The organism is Bdellovibrio sp. HCB290 (genome assembly GCF_047305925.1).
GTDB lineage: Bacteria > Bdellovibrionota > Bdellovibrionia > Bdellovibrionales > Bdellovibrionaceae > Bdellovibrio.
The window spans coordinates 983,031-1,005,776 of the sequence record NZ_CP178620.1; the positions used below are offsets into that span (position 1 = coordinate 983,031).

The 22,746-nt window shown below is 47.3% G+C and carries 20 protein-coding genes and 1 tRNA gene; 12 read left to right on the plus strand and 9 right to left on the minus strand.

Features of this window, described 5'->3' with window-relative positions; genetic code table 11:
* The first annotated feature begins 220 nt into the window (after window positions 1-220).
* From ACLVWU_RS04840 to ACLVWU_RS04850, 3 genes are read left to right on the plus strand one after another with little or no spacing between them, the layout of a single operon-like run.
* Complete coding sequence (locus ACLVWU_RS04840) at window positions 221-577, plus strand: hypothetical protein (protein WP_413577765.1); 357 nt, start codon at window positions 221-223, stop codon at window positions 575-577.
* Window positions 578-592: 15 nt separating this feature from the next.
* Window positions 593-943, plus strand: coding sequence for a hypothetical protein (locus ACLVWU_RS04845; RefSeq protein ID WP_413577766.1), 351 nt, complete (start codon window positions 593-595; stop codon window positions 941-943).
* Window positions 944-962: 19 nt separating this feature from the next.
* Window positions 963-1,388 carry a hypothetical protein gene (locus tag ACLVWU_RS04850; RefSeq protein WP_413577768.1) on the plus strand — a complete coding sequence of 142 codons (426 nt, stop codon included), beginning with the start codon at window positions 963-965 and terminating at the stop codon, window positions 1,386-1,388.
* 179 nt (window positions 1,389-1,567) lie between these two features.
* Here ACLVWU_RS04850 and ACLVWU_RS04855 read toward each other — a convergent pair.
* Both ACLVWU_RS04855 and spoVG read right to left on the minus strand, forming a co-directional pair.
* A tRNA-Gln gene (locus ACLVWU_RS04855) sits at window positions 1,568-1,643 on the minus strand.
* Window positions 1,644-1,875: 232 nt separating this feature from the next.
* Window positions 1,876-2,202 (minus strand): septation regulator SpoVG, encoded by a 327-nt coding sequence (gene spoVG / locus ACLVWU_RS04860; RefSeq protein WP_413577769.1) that lies wholly within the window; start codon window positions 2,200-2,202, stop codon window positions 1,876-1,878.
* Window positions 2,203-2,557: 355 nt separating this feature from the next.
* On the opposite strand from spoVG, the gene ACLVWU_RS04865 reads away from it, so the two are divergent.
* The gene (locus tag ACLVWU_RS04865) at window positions 2,558-2,944 is read left to right on the plus strand and encodes a hypothetical protein (RefSeq protein WP_413577770.1); all 387 of its coding nucleotides are present in this window, start codon (window positions 2,558-2,560) and stop codon (window positions 2,942-2,944) included.
* On the opposite strand, the gene ACLVWU_RS04870 is transcribed toward ACLVWU_RS04865, so the two are convergent.
* On the minus strand, window positions 2,923-4,419 hold the full coding sequence (locus ACLVWU_RS04870; protein ID WP_413577771.1) for a methyl-accepting chemotaxis protein: 1,497 nt from the start codon (window positions 4,417-4,419) through the stop codon (window positions 2,923-2,925). The two genes, ACLVWU_RS04865 and ACLVWU_RS04870, sit on opposite strands and share 22 nt — an antisense overlap.
* A 156-nt stretch (window positions 4,420-4,575) precedes the next feature.
* Between ACLVWU_RS04870 and ACLVWU_RS04875 the strand changes: the two genes are divergently transcribed.
* Window positions 4,576-4,821, plus strand: a complete 246-nt coding sequence (locus tag ACLVWU_RS04875) for a helix-turn-helix domain-containing protein (protein ID WP_413577772.1) — start codon at window positions 4,576-4,578, stop codon at window positions 4,819-4,821.
* Between the two features lie 74 nt (window positions 4,822-4,895).
* On the opposite strand, the gene ACLVWU_RS04880 is transcribed toward ACLVWU_RS04875, so the two are convergent.
* The 3 genes from ACLVWU_RS04880 to ACLVWU_RS04890 form a co-directional block, all read right to left on the minus strand.
* Window positions 4,896-6,326, minus strand: a complete 1,431-nt coding sequence (locus ACLVWU_RS04880; protein WP_413577773.1) for a trypsin-like peptidase domain-containing protein — start codon at window positions 6,324-6,326, stop codon at window positions 4,896-4,898.
* A 76-nt stretch (window positions 6,327-6,402) separates the two neighbouring features.
* On the minus strand, window positions 6,403-6,651 hold the full coding sequence (locus ACLVWU_RS04885; RefSeq protein WP_413577775.1) for a DUF1844 domain-containing protein: 249 nt from the start codon (window positions 6,649-6,651) through the stop codon (window positions 6,403-6,405).
* 44 nt (window positions 6,652-6,695) lie between these two features.
* Window positions 6,696-7,508, minus strand: a complete 813-nt coding sequence (locus ACLVWU_RS04890; protein ID WP_413577777.1) for a M48 family metalloprotease — start codon at window positions 7,506-7,508, stop codon at window positions 6,696-6,698.
* 238 nt (window positions 7,509-7,746) lie between these two features.
* On the opposite strand from ACLVWU_RS04890, the gene ACLVWU_RS04895 reads away from it, so the two are divergent.
* The 7 genes from ACLVWU_RS04895 to ACLVWU_RS04925 all read left to right on the plus strand — a co-directional run bounded on the left by ACLVWU_RS04895 (window position 7,747) and on the right by ACLVWU_RS04925 (window position 15,293).
* Window positions 7,747-8,721 carry an AAA family ATPase gene (locus ACLVWU_RS04895; protein ID WP_413578765.1) on the plus strand — a complete coding sequence of 325 codons (975 nt, stop codon included), beginning with the start codon at window positions 7,747-7,749 and terminating at the stop codon, window positions 8,719-8,721.
* Window positions 8,722-8,783: 62 nt separating this feature from the next.
* Complete coding sequence (locus ACLVWU_RS04900; protein WP_413577778.1) at window positions 8,784-9,590, plus strand: DUF58 domain-containing protein; 807 nt, start codon at window positions 8,784-8,786, stop codon at window positions 9,588-9,590.
* Window positions 9,590-10,495 carry a hypothetical protein gene (locus ACLVWU_RS04905; protein WP_413577780.1) on the plus strand — a complete coding sequence of 302 codons (906 nt, stop codon included), beginning with the start codon at window positions 9,590-9,592 and terminating at the stop codon, window positions 10,493-10,495. Before ACLVWU_RS04900 ends, ACLVWU_RS04905 begins: the two co-directional genes overlap by 1 nt.
* A complete protein-coding gene (locus ACLVWU_RS04910) occupies window positions 10,492-11,502 on the plus strand; it encodes a vWA domain-containing protein (RefSeq protein ID WP_413577781.1) in 1,011 nt (336 codons plus the stop codon). Before ACLVWU_RS04905 ends, ACLVWU_RS04910 begins: the two co-directional genes overlap by 4 nt.
* Entirely contained in the window at window positions 11,502-12,566 is a 1,065-nt protein-coding gene (locus ACLVWU_RS04915) for a vWA domain-containing protein (RefSeq protein WP_413577782.1), read from the plus strand. Before ACLVWU_RS04910 ends, ACLVWU_RS04915 begins: the two co-directional genes overlap by 1 nt.
* Window positions 12,563-13,315 carry a hypothetical protein gene (locus tag ACLVWU_RS04920; RefSeq protein ID WP_413577783.1) on the plus strand — a complete coding sequence of 251 codons (753 nt, stop codon included), beginning with the start codon at window positions 12,563-12,565 and terminating at the stop codon, window positions 13,313-13,315. Before ACLVWU_RS04915 ends, ACLVWU_RS04920 begins: the two co-directional genes overlap by 4 nt.
* Complete coding sequence (locus tag ACLVWU_RS04925; RefSeq protein WP_413577784.1) at window positions 13,299-15,293, plus strand: BatD family protein; 1,995 nt, start codon at window positions 13,299-13,301, stop codon at window positions 15,291-15,293. Before ACLVWU_RS04920 ends, ACLVWU_RS04925 begins: the two co-directional genes overlap by 17 nt.
* 52 nt (window positions 15,294-15,345) lie before the next feature.
* Here ACLVWU_RS04925 and ACLVWU_RS04930 read toward each other — a convergent pair whose 3' ends face one another.
* The 3 genes from ACLVWU_RS04930 to cobB all read right to left on the minus strand — a co-directional run bounded on the left by ACLVWU_RS04930 (window position 15,346) and on the right by cobB (window position 22,719).
* Window positions 15,346-21,261 carry a hypothetical protein gene (locus tag ACLVWU_RS04930; protein WP_413577785.1) on the minus strand — a complete coding sequence of 1,972 codons (5,916 nt, stop codon included), beginning with the start codon at window positions 21,259-21,261 and terminating at the stop codon, window positions 15,346-15,348.
* 190 nt (window positions 21,262-21,451) lie between these two features.
* Window positions 21,452-22,009 (minus strand): hypothetical protein, encoded by a 558-nt coding sequence (locus tag ACLVWU_RS04935; RefSeq protein ID WP_413577786.1) that lies wholly within the window; start codon window positions 22,007-22,009, stop codon window positions 21,452-21,454.
* Complete coding sequence (gene cobB, locus ACLVWU_RS04940; protein ID WP_413577787.1) at window positions 22,003-22,719, minus strand: Sir2 family NAD+-dependent deacetylase; 717 nt, start codon at window positions 22,717-22,719, stop codon at window positions 22,003-22,005. Before cobB ends, ACLVWU_RS04935 begins: the two co-directional genes overlap by 7 nt.
* Window positions 22,720-22,746 lie beyond the last annotated feature (27 nt).

Below are 22,746 nucleotides of genomic sequence, written 5' to 3' on the forward strand. Positions count from 1 at the left end.
CAATTTTATTATAGAGCCCGGGCTCATCTTTAAAAGCCGTAGCTTCTTTATTTAAAATTGCCTTGGGCATAATTAAGGAGGTGTAAGTGCAAGCTCAATCAGGAATTCCGCCAAACCTACTTTTCTAATTTCTAATAGTTAAAAATTAACTTTTTATCGTCGTCAGTCGAAATCTCACGGGAGCATTCGATTGAAATTGCTATTTCATTTAGGAGGTAACATGGACTTGTTTAATCAAAGACTTATGTATGAGTTTCACGCAAGAGAACTTTTGCAGACCGACGCGCTAAAACAATACGCCGATCATGCTGTTAAGGACATCAAATCCAACTATGGCTGGGATACGGATATTCAGATTAATATTGAACCGGAAGTAAAAGATAAAAAACTTTTTTCCGTTTCAATGAGTGTTTTCGGCTTAGATGAGCCAATCGTCGTAAAAAAAATCGGAAAACATGTTTTGGCTGTTTTGCGGAAAGTAAGAAAAACGGTCATGAGACAAATACACCGAGTTAGTGAGAAAAAAATCCGAAACAGAAAAGCAACACCACCTCTGAACGAACAGGTCGCATCGTAAGGAAAGGTGGGGCCTATGATTCTAGATGGTGTCAGAATCTATGATGACGGCGCGGGAATTGATCTTAGAAGTCAGGAGAAGATTCGAAAGATTGTAAGTGCCGTAAAAAATATTTCGCCGTCAGCGGTGATCAGCGCAAGATTTCTTAAGGCAGGGGCCTTCTATGAAGGAATGTTGTGGGGGACGATCAACAATATTCCCATAGGTGCTTATAATCGAGGTCCAACAATGGCCCATGTACTCGAGAATCTTTATCGAAGAGTAAAGAAAGAGTGTTTTAAAATTTGGAGACTGAATAGAAGTCAGCTTCGCTTAACTGGAAGAAATCAAGCCAATAGGCAATCGCCATGGTCTGTTGCAAGTTAAATCTTTTTAGGAGGATAAGATGAAACAATTTGCAAACTTAAATGAATCGAAAGGATTGGAAAAAAGATATCGCGAAAATCGACTATCTCCGATCACAATTTCCGGGGTTATTGTACCCTGGGAAAAGACATTGAGTGACGGAAGCCGCTCTGAGTATAAGTTTGATTGTGGTAATTGCACCGAGTACCTCATTCTTGAAAACTCGGAAGTGCGTGATGTTTTGCCTTTTTATTGCTGGAAGGAAGTTAAGATAGTCGGGTTGCTGAATAGAACCAATATGACACTTATTCCGCAGAAGGTGATTCCTCAGGGACCTGGCGGAGAGTCAACGAACGTCATCGATTTTTCTGTGTGGAAGAATCCAAAATTAAAGTGGCAAGTCTTAAACAAGATAAACGATTTGGTAGTCATCCCAGCGGCTGTTTTTGCAGTGTTGGCTTCGTAATGCCAGAGCAAAGGTAACTGAATATTAGAGAGGAGGACATATGTATGTCGAACTAGATCGATGAGTACCGCATTTTTGATTCGTAGAACCCCGGAAGTTTTTGGACGGCAATTTCCTGGCGCGCAGGTGTCCCTTGGTGGGGGTTTGCGCGCTTAAATTTTATGGATTTATTAGAAAAATGGATGGGGTAGCAGGACTCGAACCTGCGAATGACAGAATCAAAATCTGTTGACTTACCAACTTGTCGATACCCCAACAAGATGAACGGTTGAATCGCTAAAGTACGGATTTTGCCTGAGGATTGCAATCTATGACGCGATGCGAATATGGCATTGACCCAATAAAAAAGCCCGCTAGTGCAGAGTTTGCTGCAAGAGCGGGCAAAACTGTCCTTGGGGTTTAGAAGCCGCCTCCGGTTTCAGAGCCTCCACAAATGACTCTGAAACTTGGCGTGAGCAGGGAACTTCAGACCTCGTGGCTAGCGGTATTAATAATCTTCGCTGCCGTAGTCGCTGCCTGGCGCCTTCTGGCGTTTCAGGTTCACGAGGGTTTCACCCATGGACTTTAATTCGTTTTCGTAAGCTTCAAAAACCATGTCCTCGATCATTTGCCGCGTCTCCTGGTTTAAGGGATGCGCGATATCGCGGAATTGGCCGTCTTTTCTTTTTTTGGAGGGCATCGCGACAAACAAGCCGCTGGTGCCTTGGATGACTTTCAGATCGCGGACCACGAAACAACCATCAAGTGTGATGGAGACGTAGGCCTTCAATCGATCCTCGTTGACCGGGAAAACTTTCACTTCGGTGACTTTCATAGAGTCCCTTTCTAGGTGCTGATCTTGTTGCTACCAATGGAGCCATACTATGGTCCTATCTCTATTTCGGACGCTGTTGTAAAAACTGAAGACCTAGGTCGAGGAAAGTTCTAAAAATTTCGGGTCTTTGATAGATTTTGTCCCAGCTTGAAACGCTTTCCCACTTACAAAAAGGCGATCGTTAAGCATCTTCGTCGGGACCCCGGGTTCAGGGGGAAATCGGGTGGGGACAAATGGGCGAGTTGGTTCGGGCAACCGGCAAAGAATTCAGATAACTTGCGGTAACGTGACAGTCGAAGGGTTCCGTGGGAAGAGTTCGCATCGTTAAAAATACAACTCCGTCCCGAGGTAATTTATGAAGTCCCTTGTCGCTTCTTTGTTGATCGTGTTTGCAGCCTCTCAATCTCTGGCTGCTGGCGAATATGTCAGCTGTATGCAGACTCGAACAAATGATCCATTCCTGCCAAATCTAGTTACTTTGTATGTGTCCGAAGCGACCAACACCCTTCGTGTGAAATTTCAGATCGACGGGGATGAGCGTTTGGTTGCGGCCTCTGCTGTGACTGAAGACGATAGCGTGATCCAATTCGGTAACGTGCGCCTGATCGAAGACGGTGTGGTGAAGGGCGGTCCGATCGGCATTAAGTTTTTCATCCAAAAGTCAGTCTTCGCAAACAAAGGCCAACTTCTGTGGAAATACTTCGACGGCGCTGAAGCGACTTACGCTTGCTCTGTGAATTGATTTAATGCTCGGGCTGGTTCCGTACGGGGAGGGTTTTTCTCTCCATGAACCAGCGCTTGCAGCTCGCTGATAATTCCTTTTAGCACCAGGGCCTGGTCTGACATTTTCTCTGACGACGCCGCCACCTCTTCTGACGAAGCAGCGTTCCCCTGGGTCGCTTGATCCAACTGATTCATGGTGCTTGAAATCTGCCCGATGCCGATAAACTGCTCGGAGCTTCCAGCAGAGATCTCGCTATTTAACTCCGCCACTTTTTTAATCGAAGTCAGAATCTCTTTTAAAACTACACCGCTGTTGTTCGCAATCACGGCGCCATGCTCGCTTTTGTGAACGTTCTCTTTAATCAGATCATTGATGCCTTTTGCGGACTCGGCACTTTTTTGCGCCAGGCTTCTGACAGCGTCAGCAACGACGGCAAAGCCTTTGCCTTGCTCACCGGCACGGGCTGCCTCCACCGAGGCATTCAAGGCCAGCAAATTGGTTTGAAAGGCGATATCGTCGATGACCTTGATGATCTCTTCAATTTTTTTGGAACCCTGGGCGATATCATTCATTGCACTGATCAGGCGCTCGATTTCCTGCGCGCCTTTTTCTGCGGACTCGCGGGAGTTTTTGGACAGAGTGTTCGCTTCCTGCGCGTGCGAAGTGTTTAGCTTCACCATGCTGGAAAGTTCTTCGATGGAAGCGACAGTTTCTTCTAAGGATGCGGCAGCCTCCGTAGCACTTTCGGAAAGTTGCGAGCTTGCGGCCGCCAGATGAGCCCCGCCCTGAGCAGTTTCTTCGGCGGCACCACTGATGTTGGTGCTGATGCGATTTAAAGAACTGGCCAGAGAAGTAGAAAACAGCAAACCAAATAGGCAGCCGAACATAGTGCCGCCTGTGACCACCAGTAAGATGGTTAAGTTTGCCTGGTCACGCATGGATTCAGCGGATTTTACTTTCATATCTGCAGTTGTGCGATGAAAGTTTGAAAGTGCTTCGACGGCCTCTGTATAGGTCTGCGCTTTTTTCGGGCAGTCGGTAAAAAAGATGTTCAACATTTTGGTGTGGTCTTCAGCAGTGCCTGTTTTTTGGTAGTGCAAAACCTCTATCCCGGTGTTTTTAAATTCCACCCACGCATTTTGAAGTTTGTCGTAAAGTTCCTTCTGTCCCGGAATGAAACCTAGTTTTTGATATTCTTCATTCTGCTTTTCATAGTCAGCGATACTGGCAAGCACACCTTCCACACTTTGAACTGCTTGATCATGTGGCAAGTTTGGAAGACCTAAGGTTCTTAGTTGTATGCGAATCTTCCTATAGTTTAAGTACATCTGATCAAGATGATCTAACTTTGGCATCGAGCGAGTCGCGATCCAACCATATTCAGTGGCGACGGATTTCAACGAAAGATAACTTGTAAATCCGATGACAACGCTCACTCCACAGAGTATCAACGTTAGAAATAATAATTTAGTTTTCAAACTTAGAGCGCGCATACAAGAACCCCTCTGGACGAAGATCCGAAAATCTACTTCACCTGCAATGCTGAAACTTGGCCACATAGTATCGGTGAATGTGAGAGGTACTTAAGGATATATCCGAACGGATTTAAACTTACTGATGGCACTGGATAAAAGTAGATATAAATAGTAATGGGTAGAATCATTAAAGGAATTAACGATAAAGAGCTGAACCGTCTGGTAAAGAATTTGGCCAAGAATGTTCAACGCGAAAGAGCCAAGCAGGGCTTAACAATGCAGTCACTGGCCACTTTGGCAAAGATGGCGACCTCGACGGTGTTTGAAATTGAAAACGGTAAAGTCGAGGACTTTCGCATGAGTACGATCACGGCCCTAGCCCAAAAGCTGGGTGTGGACCCCTTAGAACTTTTAAAATAGTTCGCTTCTGGAAAACAAAAAAGCCCTTGGAGTCCAAGGGCTTTTTGCTTTTACCACCTAATAATGTACGCAGACTAAGGCGTTTCAATATTGAGGATCATAATTCGATTGTTGCGGGCAACGCGCAGGGTGTTCATTCCCTTCTTAAGACTTTTAATAACATCTTTCGAGTTCGCCACGGCTTGCTTGTTGACGTCCAAAATCACATCTCCCACCGAGATACCTGCTTTACTGGCAGCGGAGTTACGAGTGGTCTCGATAACGATCGGCTGTTTCATTCCTTCAGCAAGTCCCCAGTCTTTGCGAATTTGGGCTGTGGGATCAATAAAGGTAAAGCCCAAGTTGAATGGTGCCCGTTGACCTTCATACTTTTTAGTTTCTGTAGGTTTGCTTGCGCCATCTTCGGGGCGTTCTGAAACTAGAACCGCAACGGTCATAGGTTTTCTGTCGCGGATAATTTTAAATGAAGCGGGTTTTCCAATCGGAGCATCGCTGACAGCATCCACCAGGCTTAATGAGCTGTCGATGGGTCTTTCGTTTACTGCAGTTACGATGTCATAAACTCGAAGACCTGCACGTGCCCCCGGGCCGCGTGGATCCAACTGCGTGATCACCGCACCAGTTTGCTCGCCCATACCCAGGTATTCTGCCGCTTCAGGATCAAGATCACCCAATAGAGCACCAATGTAACCGCGAGCAATACGGCCTGTGGATTCCAACTGCGGAATCAAAGCTTTCACTTCATCAATAGGAATCGCAAAACCAATCCCTTGCGCACGTGCATCGATCGCCGAGTTCACACCCACGACCATGCCCTTGGTGTTTACTAGTGGACCACCCGAGTTCCCCGGATTGATGGAAGCATCCGTTTGAATCAATGGGATCTTGTTGATTTCGGCAATGCCACGTCCTTTTGAAGAAACGATACCTTTAGACATCGAGTGACCGTGACCGAAGGGATTACCAAAAGCCGCAACCCATTCGCCGACTTCAAGTTCTTTGGAAGAACCCAACACTGCAACAGTCAGTTTAGATTTAGGTTTAATTTTGATCAGTGCGATATCCGTGCGCTCGTCGCGACCAACAACAGTGGCCTCATACAAGTCCTTGGAGTCTTCGCTAAGTTGCACTTTGATTTGATCAGCACCCGCGATCACGTGATTATTCGTCACGATCAAGCCGTCTTCACGAATGATAAAGCCTGTGCCCAAGCCCATCATCTGCGGGCGTTGTTGTTGCTGTGGGGGTTGTTGCATTTTCATGCCGTAAAGTTGCTCCAGCATATCCAGCATCGGATCGCGACCTCGCGGCATATTTTTAGGAATTGCCGAAGTGGAAATATTCACGACCGCCGGATTGATGGCTTTGCTAAGCTCAACAAAAAGATTTGCTGGCAGCGAGGCCGACAAATTCAATTTCGGTGGATCTTTGGGAAGGCTGTTCGTTTGGGCCATTGCTGGGCCTGTCAGGGAGGCCGCTAATAGAAGGAATAAGAACTTCTTCATAAACACATATCTCCTTACAAATACAAGACTATCAAAAACAACGAAAAACTCCAGCCGGAGCTGGAGTTCATTTTCCTTAAACGGAAACAAATTTCAATTGAAGATCGTTAATTAGGTTATCTAAAAACTGAGCTTCCTCAGCCGTGAGATTTCCTTTGGTTTTTTGCTGCAACACCACCAAAAGATCGATGTTAAAGCGAGCCATGTTTTTGTCCTTCGCGGACTTTCCTGTCGAAGGATCTGGTGCCAGACCCATGGCCATCACTGCGGAAGAGGCCAGCGACATGATTAGTACAGATAATGAAGCTTCCATTTTTTCTTGCATAAAAAACCCTCTTTGAAAGTGAGTTCACTTTTCAATCTGTCAAGTTAGATTGGGTAATATCCCATCAGCTTTTGCAAACGCGACTCAATTGGGGGATGGGATTTCAAAAATAAATTCTTTTGTCTAAAGCCCTCAGGATTCACAATAAACAAATGGCTGGTGCAGGCCGGGATTTCCAGGGGCTGAGTTTGTGCCAGACCTTCTAAACGCCACAAAACTTCACCCAAAGGATGGCGGTTATTTAATAATTCAGAAGCCATCAGATCATTCTCAAAAAATGATTTTTCACCGACCACCACTTTGATGATCAACCAGCCGATCGGGGACAAAAGCGGCATAAAGAAATTCAAGCGGTAGGGTAAGAAGGAATCCAGGAACTGACCCAAGCCCACCACTGAATTCGCTAAGGTAGAGCTGACACTGAATGCAAAAGTATCCAAGCGACGAATGTGGCAAAGTTGATGTGCGACGACAGCTTCAAGTTCTTGAGAATTCAACTTTTGCAATAGCCCCAAGGTGAAACCCAAGGAACCGTTTTTCCAGGAATGGCCCACACAGAAAGCATTCGCGGAACCGTGCGGAGTCATAAAAACCGCCGGTGATGGCATGCCCAGTTGACGCGACATGCGCTCCACCATGTCAAGGACACCCCAGGCGTCTTGGCCTTTCAGTCTTTGGGCGCGCAGTTTTGAAAGCACGCGGTTTTCGCCGTAAAAGAAAACGATGAAGTTTAACAAAAGTGCAAGCAGGAAACCCACGATCAGGCCGATGCGGTCACCAAATTGGTAGCCCAAAACCAGCAACGCTAAAGAAGTCGAAAGTATGAAAATCCAAACCTTGGTGTTCGTATTTGCCATGCTAATTTTGTCCCATCGGTAAGAGTGATTTTCAACTTTCAAAACAAACCGCTGCAATGCGAAGTTATCCCTCTAACTAAAGGCTAGGACTGTGACATAACAATTGCAAGTTTTTGCTCAACCGACGCTGTGAGAAATTTAGGTCTGGAGCTGGGCAGATAAGCTTGCCGCAGCGGACCTAAGAGAGTGAAATAGAAGGGATATTTCCCAAGGAGGACGGGTGAGCGAAGTTGATATCATGGCGTTAAACGCCGCGATCAAACAAGAGAGTCAATTCATCGAAAAGATGATGACTGAGATCAACAAAGTTGTAGTCGGACAAAAAGAAATGGTCGAAGGCATCATGATGGGGCTTTTAACTGGCGGCCATATTTTGCTTGAAGGTGTTCCCGGCCTTGCAAAGACTCTGACTATTTCGACGGTTTGTAAATCCATCTCTCTGGATTTTCAGCGCATTCAGTTCACTCCCGATCTGTTGCCAACGGATTTGATCGGTACAATGATCTTTAATCCAAAATCAGGCGAGTTCGCTCCACGCAAAGGACCGGTTTTCACCAACATCGTCCTGGCCGACGAGATCAATCGTGCTCCGGCAAAAGTGCAATCCGCTTTGCTGGAAGCGATGGCGGAAAAACAAGTCACTATCGGTGAAGAGTCTTATAAGCTGGCAAATCCATTCCTGGTTCTGGCGACACAAAATCCGCTGGAGCAAGAAGGTACTTATCCGCTTCCTGAAGCCCAGATGGACCGCTTCATGTTTAAGATCAATGTGGTTTATCCGCAAAAAGGCGAAGAGCTGGAAATCTTAAACCGCATGGGGACGAATGAAAAACCGACGGTGAATCCGGTGATCTCTCGCGAAGATTTGTTGCGTGCTTCCGAGCGTGCAGATCAGATTTACGTAGATAACAAAATCAAAAACTACATCGTGGAAATCGTCATGGCTTCCAGAAATCCGGGCGAGTACGGTTTAAGCCGTATCGCAAATCTGATTAACGTCGGTGGTTCACCGCGTGCGACGATTTGCTTGTTCCGTGCGGCGAAAGCCCATGCGTTTATTCGCGGTCGCGGTTATGTGACAGCTGAAGACGTGAAAGCGATTGCTTACCACGTAATGAGACATCGTCTGATCCTGACTTACGAAGCGGAAGCTGAAAACATCAAGTCTGACGACGTGATCAAAGAAATCCTAAGCCAGGTAGAGGTTCCATAGTGGGATTGCCTCCAGAGGTCTTAAAAAAGGTCAAACTCCTAGAGTTGAACACAAGGAAACTTGTGAACAACCTCTTTGCGGGTGAATACCATACTGCCTTCAAGGGGCAGGGTATGACCTTTGCGGACTTCCGGGAGTACGTACCGGGCGATGACGTGCGCTCGATCTCGTGGCCGCTAACGGCGCGCACGGGAAAAACTTTTATCAAAACTTTCGAAGAAGAGCGTGAGCTGACCTTGATCATCGCGGTCGATGTCAGTGGCTCCAGTGATTTCGGAACGGGGCCTTATTTCAAGGGCGAAGTGATGACTCATATGGCAGCCCTTTTGGCTTTTTCCGCTGTGAAAAACAATGACCAAGTGGGCTTGTTGTTATTCAGTGATCAGGTCGAACATTTCGTTCCACCTAAAAAAGGCCGCGGTCACGTGCAGCGTTTGCTGCGTGATCTTTATTACTTTAAACCAAAAAGTCATAACACCAAACTTTCCAATGGCTTTAGCTTCCTGCAGGGGGCGTTAAAAAAACGCGCGACTATATTCTTGTTCAGCGACTTCATGGACGAGGGCTTTGATCAAAGTCTGCGCCTGTTGGGGCGTAAGCATGATGTGGTGGCCTGTGTGGTGAATGATGCCGCCGAATACTCGCTACCCAGCATGGGTGTGATTGAAGTTCAGGATGCCGAGACCGGCGAAGTGCTTACGGTGGATACGTCGTCAGCAAGTTTTAGAAAAGAATACGAACAAGCGGTGCAGGTGCGTAAAGAGGCCCGTGATAAATTGCTTCGTAAATCCCAGGTGGATCGGGTGGATGTAAAATCCAGCAATGATTTCATTGATCCCCTGGTGGCGTTTTTTAAGAAGAGAAAATAATGGCAGCAATCCAGTGTAAAGTTGAAATTCCAAATCTTGATGGACTGAAAGACGGGGAACTTACCGTCGGTCGGGAGTTTTTTCTGGTTTGCGATGGGGAATTCCCCCGTGAACTGCAACAGGATAAGCTTCAATTGGTGCTGCAGCCTGAGCAAAAGTATTCACTTAAACTGCAAAGCTTTGAATTTCGTTCGCCAACTCAGGCGGATTTAAAAGTCGTTTCCTACACAGCCGGGATGCCGGTCAAGTTCGATAACCTGCAACTGACTGATGGCACTTTGACCGTGGATTTGGGAGCTGTGCAGTTTCAACTGGTCAGTGTTTTGCCTCCGCCACAACCTCCAGCAAATCCGGGTGAGCAACCTCCGAAGCAGGAACCGTTCGGTCCTATCGGGCCGTTGAATATTCCGGTGCCGCCGATTTATTGGATTGGACTTGCCCTGGTCTTGGGCGTGATTGCTCTTTTTGTGGCGACTAAGATTTTCCGCTCCGTTCAGCGTCGTAAAACTATCGAGCGCTTAAAAGAGCACGATTCCGCACTTTCTCCGATTGCTGAATTTCATCAAAGACTTCGCCGCATGCAGCGAACTAATACCGTGTTTTTCGGTGGGACGCCCAATGCTGAAGATGTGCCTTTGGCATTGGATGACACTCGTCACATGCTGAAGCTTTACATCACTCGCCGCTATAAAATTCCGGCCCTGGAGTGGAGCCCGCGTCTGATTTTAAAGGATCTTAAGAAGTATCATCCGAAAGTTTATCAGGATACAGGGAATGAGTTGGAAAAGCTGGTTAAAGAATTCCAGCACGCGATCGAGGATAAAGCCAAGCTTAGCAAATCAGATATCCTGAATCTTTCCAAGCGTGCCCGCTTGTTGGTGGAAGATATGGAGCGTTTATCATGACGATTCATTCTCCGCTGGCTTATTGGTTGATTCTTCCCCTGGTCGCCGTCGTGATCTGGGTGTTGTGGCATAAGCGCACGAAAACACCGACATTGCAGTTCGGAACCGTGCAAGTTTTAAAAACTGTCACGCCAAGCTTGCGCACACGCTTACTGAATGTGCCAATGCTATTAAAAGTCTTGGGTATCGTCTTTGCGATTTTCGCATTGTCCCGTCCCCAGGAAATGAACACGAAGATTAAGAAAAACGTTGAAGGTATCGACATCGTCATCGCCCTGGATATTTCAGATTCCATGTTGATCGAGGACATGAAACCTTTGAATCGTTTGGAAGCGGCGAAAGAAACCATCAAGCAATTTATCAGCGGTCGTAGTTCTGACCGAATTGGTTTGGTGATCTTTGCCGGGGAGTCTTTCACTCTGGTGCCGCCAACCTTGGACTATCAATTGATTCTTTCCCGCGTTGATGAAATTACCACAGCTGCGAGTGCCCGCATTAAGGACGGAACCGCACTGGGTGTGGCTTTGGCAAATGCGGCGGGCCGCTTAAAAGATTCCCAGGCGAAAAGCCGCGTCGTGATCTTTATGACGGACGGTGAGAATAACTCGGGCACCATCGATCCGGAGACGGGGCTGGAGATCGCCAAAGGTTACGGCATTAAGATCTATTCCATCGGTATCGGTAAAGACGGTCCCACGCGCATCCCAATTTACTCTCGCGATATCTTTGGACAAAAAGTAAAAACTTACCAGCCATTTGATTCCACTGTGAATGAAGATCTTTTGGGTCGTATGGCAAGTCAAACGGGTGGTAAGTACTATCGTGCTTCCAAGGAAGACTCCCTGAAAGGTGTCTTCAAAGACATCGACTCGTTAGAAAAAACTAAAATCGATATTAACAAGTTCACTAACTACACAGAGAAATACCCACCGTACTTGGTATTGGGAATTATTCTGTATTTGGCAGGATTGTTGTTGGGTCGCACGTGGTTAAGGAGGGTGCCGTAATGTTTAGATTTGAAAACATGGCAGCTTTTAACTATCTGTGGATCATTCCGGCCATTATCATCATTGGTTATTTCTTTGATCGTCGCGCTAAAAAGGCGATGCAAAATGCCATTGGCTCCAGACTGTATCCGTTCCTTTCGAGTTCGGTGTCGCAACAAAAACGCCGGATTAAAACAGTTTTGCAGGTGTTGACCGTATTCTTTTTTGTTCTGGCATTGGCAAGACCACAATTCGGTCAAAGCAAACAGGAAGTCAAAAGCGAAGGTGTGGAAATCATTTTTGCCGTCGACGTCTCTGAAAGTATGATGGCCGAGGACGTGAAGCCCAACCGTTTGGCTCAGGCGAAAACCGAACTTTCACGCTTGGTTGACCAGATGCCGGGGAATAAAATCGGTGTGATGGCCTTTGCGGGAACTGCCGCCTTGTTGTCACCTCTTACGAACGATCCGGGTGCGGTAAAGATGTATCTGGATGCTTTGGATACGAACTCGGTTTCAACTCAAGGGACTAATTTTCAAGATGTTTTAAGTAGCGCCAAAGAGGCGTTTGAACGCGGTGGTGTTTCTACGGATGACACGGTTAAAGTCACTCGCGTGATTTTGATTGCGTCGGATGGGGAAGACCACGAGCCGGGAGCACTGGAAGCTGCAAAAAAACTGGCTGAAGATGGCACACGTATTTTTTCTATTGCCTACGGAACTGAAAAAGGTGGCGCGATCCCGGTGCGTGATGGAATGGGCTTTTTAAAAGGTTATAAAAAAGACCGTCAAGGCCAAACTATTATCACGACAGTTAAAGGTGATGCGCTAAGAGCGTTAGCTGAATCCGGCAAGGGCAGCTTTTATACTTCCACCGTCGGTGGCGATCAGGTGAAACACCTGGTTGAAGACATCAATAACCTGGAAAAAACTCAATTCGACACGACGATGGCGACTCAATACGAAGAGCGCTTTCAGATCTTGTTGTTGATGGGGATTGTTGTTGCGATGTTAGAACTGTTTATCGGTGAAAGGCGCAAAGGCTTCCGTTTCTGGAAAGGCCGCTTCGAGGTGCCTGCAGAATGAGAAGTTTAATTTTACTTTCTATTCTTTTGGGTCTTACAGGATGTGGTGATCAACCGCATTTGAAAGCCATTTCCGTGAACCGCGAAGGCAATGCGCTTTTGGAAAAGCAAAACTTCCAGGCCGCGAATGAAAAGTACATCGAGGCTTTAAGATACAATCCATTCCTGGCGCGCTTGCATAGTAATTTGGGTCTTTCCTTCGAGGGTCTTCAGCAGGCGGATAAAGCCCAGCAGTCCTATGCGGAAGCGGGGCGACTGGCTGAAAGCACTCAAGATGCTGAATTGAAATTTGTCGCGCGCTTTAATGAAGCCCAGCTTTTGGGTAAAGCCAAAAAAGTGGACGAAGCGATTGCTCTGTATCAAAAAGCCTTGGAAATTGTTCCTGCAAGTAAGGAAGCCAAAACCAACATTGAGCTTCTGATTCAGCAGCAACAGGGTGGCGGTGGCGGTCAGGGTGAAAACAAGGACCAAAAGCAGGATCAAAAAGGCGATCAGCAGCAGCAGGGCCAACAAGGTGATCAGAATAAAGAACAAGATCAAAAAGACCAGGACGGAAAAGACGGCCAGGAACAAAAGGAAAAAAAGTATCAGGATACTCCGAAGTACAAACCTCGTCCCTTTGCCGGCAAAGAGCTTTCTGAAAGTGATGTAAAGAAAATCCTGGGAGAGATTAAGCAGCAGGAAGGAAAAATCCGGTCTGACTATAATCGCAAAGAATCTAAGGAGCAGCCTCGTGACAAAGATTGGTAGTCTTATCATCTTTCTAAATTTTTTCCTGACTGCCGTAATGGCAGGAGCCGCGGGCACCACAGTGAATGCGGTGGTCGATCGCAATGAAATGCGCATGGGCGATACGTTTACCGTTACAGTTTCAGCTGTAACTGCTGATGATCTGGATATTCAGGATCCCCGTGTTCCCGAGTTGGATGGATTTGAACTTCTAAATACCAGTACTTCCACCGCGGTCGCGCAAAAGCTTGTCCCTGGTCCCGGTGGAATGCAGTTTGAAACTCAGCGCCGCAAGGATTATAGCTTCATACTGACGCCGAAGCGCCAAGGCACCTTGAGTGTCTCGTCTTTTGAAGTCGTCGTCGGTGGCAAAGTATTCAGAACTCAGCCGATCGTTATTAAAGTTGCAGCGACGGGTGCCACGATTCAGGGCGGCAGCCAACGTCAAATGCCACGCCGACCACAAATGCCGGGCTTTGATGATCCCTTTGAATCCATGGACCGCGCTGAAGAAGAAATGTTCAACCAGCTTTTGCAGCAACGCCAACGTCTGATGCAACAAATGCAACAGCAACATGGCGGTGGTATGCCGGATGATCAGTTTGGTGGTCAAGGTTCATCCAGTACAATCGAAAATCCTGCGTTCCGAAGTCTGCCAACGAATCCCAATGAAGCATTCTTTATTGGTGTTGAGGTGGATAAGACTGAAGTGTTTGAAGGTGAACAAGTTACGGTAAATTGGTACATTTATACTCGCGGTCAGATGGAGACTCTGGATCGTCTGAAGTTTCCGGATCTAAGAGGCTTCTGGAAAGAAATCATCGAAGAAGTGCCAAGCATTCAGTTCTACGAGGTGAATGTGGGAGGGGTGGCGTGGAAAAAAGCTCTGCTTGCCTCCCACGCGTTGTTTCCGATCAAAGCTGGAACTTCAACGATTGATCCGTACAAGATTAAATCCCGCGTTCGTTTGCTTAGCCAGTACGGCATGATGAGTAAACCCTACGAATACACTAAAAGTTCTGCCAATGTTCCAATTAAAGTAAAACCATTGCCAGTGGAAGGACGACCTGCTGATTTTTCCGGTGCCGTGGGACAGTTCGATGTGCATGCGACTGTTGAAGGTCAAAACTTTCCAGTTAATCAGCCGGTAAGCCTGAAAGTCCGTTTTGAAGGTGCGGGAAATGCGAAGTTGATCGATTTACCACCGATGACATTGCCAGCGGGGCTTGAGCAGTACGACACTAAATCTGATTCCAAGTTTTTTAAAAATGGTCGCGCCTATAAGGAATTCGAAGTTCTTTTGATTCCGCGTCAGGAAGGCGACGTGGTATTCCCGGGCTTAAGTGTCAGCATGTTTGATCCCGTGACGGCCAAGTACTATACGAAGAAAACCGAGCCGATCACTTTGAAGATCGTGAATAATCCGAATGCTCCAGTGGGTTCTTCTCAGCGCATGGCCGGTGGGACACAGCCTGCAGCCGCTCCGCAAGTGGTGGATAAGCTTCCGGATGTGATTATGGCATGGCAACCGTCAACTCAGGCAAGCGTCCTTGCGCGTCCGTGGTTGTGGTTGATGATTTATTCCGGTGTGATTGCGGCATTAATGGTGAAAGCACAGCGTGAATTTGGTTGGGGACGTCGTCGTCGTACTTTGAAAGAGCAAGTGAACAAGCGCTACAAAGTGGTGGATCAAGCCCTGGGTAAAGATGATTACCGCAAGGTCGGCGCCGAGATGACCAACATCTTTTATATGGTGTTAGGACAGGTCGCAGGCGAGGCGGGGGCTTCGCAAAAAGTTGAAGACCTGATGACCCAGATCCCGCCAAGTCTGCGTCGCGATCACGGGGACGAGATCACGAAGACTTTTGAAGTATTCCAAACGATGTCTTTTGCCCCTGACGAGATGCTGGGAAGCTTAAAAGAAAAGTCCACGATGAAGCAAAACATCGAACGGGCCAAAAAAGTAATCAGCGAATTGATCTCAGCAAAAGAAGAATAAAAAAAGCCGGAGCGATCCGGCTTTTTTTGTATTAACTGTTGAAAAGAATTTCTTAGAGACCGAACCACTTTTGCATATAGGTAGGCATATGGATCACACCGGCTTGTGTATCAGCCGACGAAATTCCGATCACACCGCTATCTGGAGTTCCCAAATTAGCTCCGATGAATCTGCCGGCACAACGTGTGTCACCGCCAGTCGTAATACCGCAAACGGCACCTTGGCGCACAAATACTTTGTTATAAGTCACTCCGGGGTCTGCGGGTTGGGGAGTTGTTACAGCATTGGTTATACCGCTTTCGTAACTTCCAGTTGCCAAGCCGATATGGCCGCTGGCGCTACCCCAACAACGCATATTGCCGGAGGTCTCAAGAGCGCAGGAACTAGACCATGAGGTACTGACATCCATATAGTCCCGAGCTGAATCAATCACGGTTGGAATCAGTTTGTTTGAAGTATCCCCTGTGCCCAATTGGTTGACGCCATTTGCCCCCCAGCATTTCAATTTATTAGCAGTGGTGATGGCGCAATTCCAGCTGGCGCCAGAGATAACTTTTTTATAGGAAACGCCGGAATCAACAACGGTGGGAGTAGTTACATTTGAAGTATTGCCCACACCAACTTGGCCTTGGGAATTGCCACCCCAGCATTTAAGAACATCGGAAGTCGTGATGCCACAAACGTGACTCTGCCCAAGGGCGACGTCTTTATATGTAACGCCTGGATCTACTGTCGTCATGGTGGTTGCATGAGTCGTCGTACCATCGCCCAGCTGATAGGAATCGTTTCCGCCTGAGCATTTCAGAACTCCTGTTTGAGTGATTCCGCAAATCGTTTCGTATTGGGAGGCAACCTTTGAATACCTATTGAAGTTGTCGATAATGACTGGTCTTTTCGCGAAATATCCTACGCCTATGCCAGTGCCGAATTCACCATAGCGATTGTATCCCCAGCATTTAATGTATCCATCGGTCGTGATGGCGCAAGTATCCTGCTGATGGTTGTCGGTGATAGATGCATAGTTGGTATTAGCATCAATCAGAATTGGCGCTGTTCTGCGATTTGCAGTCGACGTGCGATCCCCGGAAAAGCTGTTTGTCGTGTCGTTACTGCCCCAGCAATAAAGTTTGTTGCTTGCGATACCGCATATGCGGTTGCCAATCTCGCCACCGAAGTAGTTGAAGCCCGAGTACTGCGTGAAATTGAATTCGGGTTGCACCGTCGTAAAGCGAGCCAAGTAGTATTGGCCTTGCATGCCGTAGTGATAAAAATTTGCGTTCGTTTCCATGGCGCCCCAACATTTTAGCGCACCATCGGAAGTAATACCGCAGGAGCGGTGACCGGAAACCTCGATGGAAGTGTACAAGGCACCACTGTCACTTAGGACAGGAGTGCTGCGCAATGTGTAGCTACCGTCGCCAAGTTGTTGATTGTTGTTATAACCCCAACATTTCACCGTTCCCGCCACAGTCAACGCACACGTAAAGTCGTTGTTCTTGATCGTGTTCAATGTTTGGCTGACAGAAACTTTCGTATAAGCAGGAGTGCTATCAACCACAACCGGAGTCATCGAAGTCGTCGTGGTGCCGTCACCCAATTGACTTGAAACGTTGGCGCCCCAGCACTTCATAGTTCCAGCTGTTGTGATACCACATGCGTGGCTCGTTCCGATTGAAGCCGCTTTATAGGCGACACCTGAATCAATAATAGTTGGAGTTTGAATCAAGGTACCCGTGCCGCCAGCATAATTTGTGCTTTCGCCCCAACATTTTAGGACGTCATTTGAAGTGATACCGCAAGTATTGAAAGCTCCAGCCGTAATGAACTTATAGTCTTCGGTCGCATCGATGGAGACAGCAGCCTTACTGACGTTGGTTCCATCGCCCAATTGATAACTGACGTTTCGGCCCCAGCAGCGAAGTTTGTTTGCAGTGGTAATACCACACGCGTGTCGATTTCCTACGGCTACGGATAAGTAGCTGTTGGCGGCGTCTATTAACATCGGAGTGGTCACAGTCGTGGCAACTCCCTCAATGTCACCCCAGCAGTAAAGCGCACCCAATGTGGTAATTGCACATGTCATTTCTCGACCAACAGAGACTGATGCATACCCCGTTCCCGGAGTAACAACATTAGCAAAGGATTGGAAAACCGTATTGCCGTTACCTAAAGTACCTCTGCCATTGTGGCCCAGGCAGCGAAGTGTATTGTCGCTGGTGATAGAGCAGGCTGTCATGGTGCTCATTTTAAAGTCGGTGATCGTCAAACTGCTGTCGTTGTCTTTAATGAAGTATTGCGCAATATATTTTTCTGCAACAGACATCACATTAGAATTTGAACCTGTGATATAGAAGGTCAAAAGTTTTTCCCCTTCAACGACAGCATTGTCAGGGAAAGAAACTGTGATGTTTTGTGTGGTTGATCCGGCAGGGAACGTGATAGTGCCAGAGGCAATATTGTGATTCGTCGGATTTACCGCATCACCGCTGACTTTATAGTAAACGTCGATGTCATAGTTTTTCGCAGAAGACATCGTAACCGTGATCGTTTGATCAGCACCGCCTTCAATCACACGATTTTGTGCTGGCGACGTTATCCCTACTAATGAAAGACTTTCTTTCACCCAAGGGAAGCTTAGTGCATCTGTTGCAGGTTGGAATGTGGTCGATGAGCTTCCGCCGATGACACATAAATTATAAGGACCATCCGCACCTGGGCTATAGGTAAGCAGTGAAGCCTTGGGTTGGGCGAAACCGTAAGTGGCTGTGGCGCAGGTGCCGGATGTGATGACCGCGTATTTATAGTGTGTGATGTTAGATCCACTTACAGTAGCAGCGAAGTAAGTTTCCGAATTAATGCCCGTCAGATAGCCCGTCACAACCGGAGTAAGTCCCGTTGTCACAGAAAGGGCGATACTTTTTTGTCCTCCCAAAGACAATGTGCTGCCCGGAGTTGGCAAGGTGATGTTGGCATCCTGTCCATAGGAGTCTTTTAGAGTTCCACCGTTCAAGCTTAAAGAAGAAGTACTGACGTAATCCAGGTCCGTAGACTCATCGCCACTTTGAACAACGTAGTTGAAAGTTAACGTGGGAGTTCCTGTGCCTGAAGTGTAATTGATAACTCTGTCAGTCGTCCCTGTCTCTAGCGTCAACTGCGGAGTACCGGTAACAGTTACGTTTTCGTCAAAGGTTACTTTGATTGGAATCGTCGCACCCACGTCATACACACCATCAGCAGCACTTGAAGTCACTGACAGCAGTTGCGGGCCTTGAGAGTCGTGCACGAAGGAAGTCGCTGAACTTACCGTGGCCGAGTTGGTAGCGTCGTCCCAAGCTTTCGTACAAACTTTATAGGTCCCTGTTGAAGTCATTGTATCAGTGATCGGCGTCGCGATAGAAATTTTGGAACCAGAGAACGTAGAGCCTGAAGTACAAGTTGTGACAATATCACCAGGTAGGATAACAAAGTATTGGTACTGTGTTGCTCCAGAGCTGACAACTGTGATGTTCATCGCTGCATCTGCGAATGCCGGCGTATTGCTTAGTGTTGGAACCGCTGGTAACACGATATCTTTATAGTAGGATGCAGATGCTGAAGCAGAATTGCCACTAGTGCGAGTACTAGTCGCTACGATTTCATACGGAGTGACAGCATCGTCAGCCAATGTGCTCATATTAACTGTGGTTGACCAAGTTCCACCAGAGGTAGCGTTACAGGTTGTATTTTTAGTGATCGCAGTGCTGGTCACAGTCAGGACAATAGTTTTCGTAATCTCGGAGCAAGTACCGCTCATTGGGAAAGAGGACTTGTTGGTATTATTGATCCAAGTGCCAGCTACGGAACCGGTAATAGTTACCGTTGGAATTACTGAATCATGAGTGATTGAATCAGAAACGCAGTTCGATTCATTACCATAAGTATCACGCGCTTTGAAATAAACAGTATTAATCGCATTCGCAGTCGCAAGAGTTCTGGATTTACTGGATGCATAAGTTTCCCAAGAGCCACCAGTCAGACAAAGGGCCGAGTCAGTGATATACATTTCGGTAGCAGCAGTCACATCAATATCCAAAGTCGCACTTAAAGAAGAAGTATAGGCCGCACCACTATTAATAGTGAATGAATTAATCACCGGCGCCACAGTCTCTTTAGTGAAGGACTGAACCGCAGAAGTTGCAGTCGAGTGAGAAATAGTAAAACTAATCGAACCGTCAGTTAAAGAAGACACATTCAAAGTTTTTGTCCAAGCACCTGAAGAACAAGCCACTGTAGAATCCGCAAGTCCAGCTACTGCGATCGTCACGTTTTCGCCAGCCTCAGAACAAGCACCAGAAACCGTAAATGCATTGGCATTACCCAGGTTGATATAACTTCCTGCTGCAGGGGATGCCAGGGAAACTGTAGCCAGCGTAATCACGTGAGTGATGTCGTCGGAATAGCATGGGGATTCATTGCCAGCAGCATCTCTAAATTTCGCATAAACAGTGTTAGAAGCACCTGACGTTGGCAGAGTCCAGGATTTGCTCGCAGCCGAAGTTTCCCAAGTACCATTGGCAGAACAGCCCGCAGTGTTGGTCACATACATTTGGCCGGCTTCACTATATGTAAGTGTCAGGGACGTAAGCAGATTAGAAGTCGTTGCGGCACCACCATGGATGGAAATGGAGCCCGTAGGCGCCACAGTGTCCTTATGATAGAGCGGGGAAGTAGCAGTTGCGGAATTTCCCGCCGCATCTGAAATCGCCGCATCCAATTGGAAGTCGCCTTGTGCGATCACTCCCACATTCAGAATTGCCGAAAACGAAGTTCCGTTACAAGTCGTTGTTGCAGTAAAGCTGTTTGGACCAGTCAGCGTAATCGAGCGCGCATTTTCCGAGCAAGAACCACTGATAGTGAATGCAGAAACGTTAGCGCTTGTTACGAAAGCTCCCGCCAGTGGGGAAGTGATTGAAAGTGTTGGGGCTGCGTCGTCCAATAGAATAGAATCACTCGCACAAACTGTTTCGTTGCCCCAGTTGTCGCGGAATTTTGCATAAACGGTGTTGGTCGTGTTGGAATTAGGCAAATTCCATGCAGACGATGCCGCATACGCAACCCATGAACCACCGGAAGTACAACCTGCAGAATTAGAGATATACATCTGAGTCGCGCCAGTCACACTCGCATTCAGAGTTGCTGAAGCTGATGTTGTAGTCGCGTCGTCATTGTTGATAGTGAATGAAGTCAAAGTTGGAATCGCAGTCTGACGTACCACGGATGCCGTCGCAGATCTGGAGTTACCAGCAGGGTCCGCATGAGTCGCCGAGATCACCACCGAAGTTCCACTTAATGAGGTCAGATCCAAAGTGGTCGCGAAGGCTCCAGATGAGCACGGAGTGGATTTAGTAACTCCGCTGATATTAATAGCGACCGCTTCGCCGTCTTCAGAACAAGATCCACTGACAGGATAAGCAGCTTGATTCACAGAATTCACAACCGGCTGAGTGTTAAGCGCAATCGTCGGTGGAATGTTATCCAGATTGATGTCGACGATTTTGGTTTGCTCCTCGCCGGAAATAGCTGTCGCCTTAAAGGTAAGTTGGCCGATGTAAGTGCTTGGCAAAGCGCTCAAATCCACTGTTTGAGTCCAAGGGCTTTCAGCGGCACAAGTGAACGTTGCCAGGTTCGGAACCAGGTTCGAAGAAATAACGATTTGGCTTTGAACTTTGCAGTACCCGACGAAGGTCGCGGACGTTAAATTGGTTTCGTTGATTTTACCATCGGTGCTGCTTTTGGCAGTGAAGGGGCCGAACGAGGCCATCTCAGTTATACCCAGTTCCATAGTACACGCAGGCAAGATGAGGGCTAACACCACAAGTACTGCGGCGACCGAAGATTTGGCTGAAAATGATTTTACCAACGTCAATTTGCCCATAGAGTTCCCAAAAACGATCAAGTGTTCTATGGTGTACTTATCGGTGTTTCCCATGATCCATAAATGAGTTCGGGAATTTTTTAGACAAAAGTAATCATCAGATTCATCCCGGCGTTTCAATCCGAGACAAATACCACTGACTCCTTGCAAAAAAAACTTTTGCCGGTTTTTGAAAGACCGAACGGATTTTTTGTAAATTTGGTACGTTGAAACGGGAGAGCTAAGTGATCACGGAAGCTCGCTGCTATTCTGCTTGGTAAGTCGCGTGTTTTTCAAAGGGAAATCGTTCGGTCAGTTGGTATCGGGATTGGGGAGTTTTCCCATCCAGATCACTGCTGGCCGTGCCCATAAATATTTGTAAAGGCTCTTTCGCCTTCACTTGATAGGTTGAATATAGAATCTCGCCCTCGTCGGGCACTTTGTATTCGTCACAAACAAGACCATTCACAGTCCTAGCAGTGCCGGTTTTCCAGTCTGAAAACCCACACCAATTGATCATGTTCAAAGCCTCCGTCACGCCATCGGTGAGACTGGTGTAAGTGGCCTGCACCGTTGTCATGTCGATAAAACGATCGACCGCTTTTACTTTGTATTGAAGTTCGTAAACCAGGTAAGCCTTGGTGCACTTGTCATCTTCGTAAGCCACATGGGAAAACGTCCAGCGAGTATCCTGAATCGAAAGATTCGTGATCAACGAGTCATCCTCCATCAGATGGCAAGCCTTCACATAGTCGCCATTAATGTTTTTAGTCTGAGGAGCCGCAAACAATACTTGAGTCAAAAGAAGTGCAAGTTTCAACATGGTTCCCCCAATATTTGGCTAACGAGCTTCGGAACTTCGACAGAGGCGGGCCCCATAAGGTGCTCAGTAAAGTCTTGCGAGATATTCGTGTCTTTCAAGTTGATTTCAATCTTGCGCGCTTTCCAAGCAAGTTGCACAAACCCCGCCGCAGGATAAACATTGCCGCTGGTGCCGATCGAAATAAAGTAATCAGCCTTTTCCAAAGCCTCATAGATCTCGTCCCGGTAATGGGGAATCTCGCCAAACCAAACGATATCAGGTCTCAATGCGCCCCTGATGCCACATTGAGGGCAACTCTCATTTACTTCAAGATCCTCTTCCCAAACCATCGTTTCTTCGCATGACAGGCAGCGGATCTGATCCAAGCGGCCATGCATGTGCAGAACGTTTTGTGAACCGGCTCTTCGATGCAGATTGTCGACATTTTGCGTGACCAACAAAAAGGAACCCTCCCAAGCCCGCTCCAGCTCTGCCAGAGCGAAATGAGCGGCATTTGGCAGCACATTTGGATCTTTCAGTTGAGCGCGTCTCGCATTGTAAAATCGCTGAACCAGAGCGGGGTCGCGATGAAAAGCCTCGGGAGTCGCCACGTCCTCGATGCGATGTTCTTCCCAAAGTCCATCCTGATCGCGAAAAGTACGAATGCCAGACTCGGCAGAAATGCCGGCGCCGGTTAAAATAACGATGTTTTTAAAGAGGTGAGAGTTCAAATTTATGCCTCGTGACAAGGTGTTCAA

What these genes read in the sequence shown, in the direction of transcription:
- ACLVWU_RS04865 (WP_413577770.1), top strand. Translation starts at nt 2,558, where the DNA reads ATGAAGTCCCTTGTCGCTTCTTTGTTGATCGTGTTTGCAGCCTCTCAA.
- ACLVWU_RS04910 (WP_413577781.1), top strand. Translation starts at nt 10,492, where the DNA reads ATGACGATTCATTCTCCGCTGGCTTATTGGTTGATTCTTCCCCTGGTC.
- ACLVWU_RS04870 (WP_413577771.1), bottom strand. Translation starts at nt 4,419, where the DNA reads ATGCGCGCTCTAAGTTTGAAAACTAAATTATTATTTCTAACGTTGATA.
- ACLVWU_RS04915 (WP_413577782.1), top strand. Translation starts at nt 11,502, where the DNA reads ATGTTTAGATTTGAAAACATGGCAGCTTTTAACTATCTGTGGATCATT.
- ACLVWU_RS04935 (WP_413577786.1), bottom strand. Translation starts at nt 22,009, where the DNA reads ATGTTGAAACTTGCACTTCTTTTGACTCAAGTATTGTTTGCGGCTCCT.
- ACLVWU_RS04885 (WP_413577775.1), bottom strand. Translation starts at nt 6,651, where the DNA reads ATGCAAGAAAAAATGGAAGCTTCATTATCTGTACTAATCATGTCGCTG.
- ACLVWU_RS04905 (WP_413577780.1), top strand. Translation starts at nt 9,590, where the DNA reads ATGGCAGCAATCCAGTGTAAAGTTGAAATTCCAAATCTTGATGGACTG.
- ACLVWU_RS04920 (WP_413577783.1), top strand. Translation starts at nt 12,563, where the DNA reads ATGAGAAGTTTAATTTTACTTTCTATTCTTTTGGGTCTTACAGGATGT.
- ACLVWU_RS04930 (WP_413577785.1), bottom strand. Translation starts at nt 21,261, where the DNA reads ATGGGAAACACCGATAAGTACACCATAGAACACTTGATCGTTTTTGGG.
- ACLVWU_RS04890 (WP_413577777.1), bottom strand. Translation starts at nt 7,508, where the DNA reads ATGGCAAATACGAACACCAAGGTTTGGATTTTCATACTTTCGACTTCT.
- ACLVWU_RS04875 (WP_413577772.1), top strand. Translation starts at nt 4,576, where the DNA reads ATGGGTAGAATCATTAAAGGAATTAACGATAAAGAGCTGAACCGTCTG.
- ACLVWU_RS04850 (WP_413577768.1), top strand. Translation starts at nt 963, where the DNA reads ATGAAACAATTTGCAAACTTAAATGAATCGAAAGGATTGGAAAAAAGA.
- ACLVWU_RS04880 (WP_413577773.1), bottom strand. Translation starts at nt 6,326, where the DNA reads ATGAAGAAGTTCTTATTCCTTCTATTAGCGGCCTCCCTGACAGGCCCA.
- ACLVWU_RS04840 (WP_413577765.1), top strand. Translation starts at nt 221, where the DNA reads ATGGACTTGTTTAATCAAAGACTTATGTATGAGTTTCACGCAAGAGAA.
- spoVG (WP_413577769.1), bottom strand. Translation starts at nt 2,202, where the DNA reads ATGAAAGTCACCGAAGTGAAAGTTTTCCCGGTCAACGAGGATCGATTG.
- ACLVWU_RS04895 (WP_413578765.1), top strand. Translation starts at nt 7,747, where the DNA reads ATGGCGTTAAACGCCGCGATCAAACAAGAGAGTCAATTCATCGAAAAG.
- ACLVWU_RS04845 (WP_413577766.1), top strand. Translation starts at nt 593, where the DNA reads ATGATTCTAGATGGTGTCAGAATCTATGATGACGGCGCGGGAATTGAT.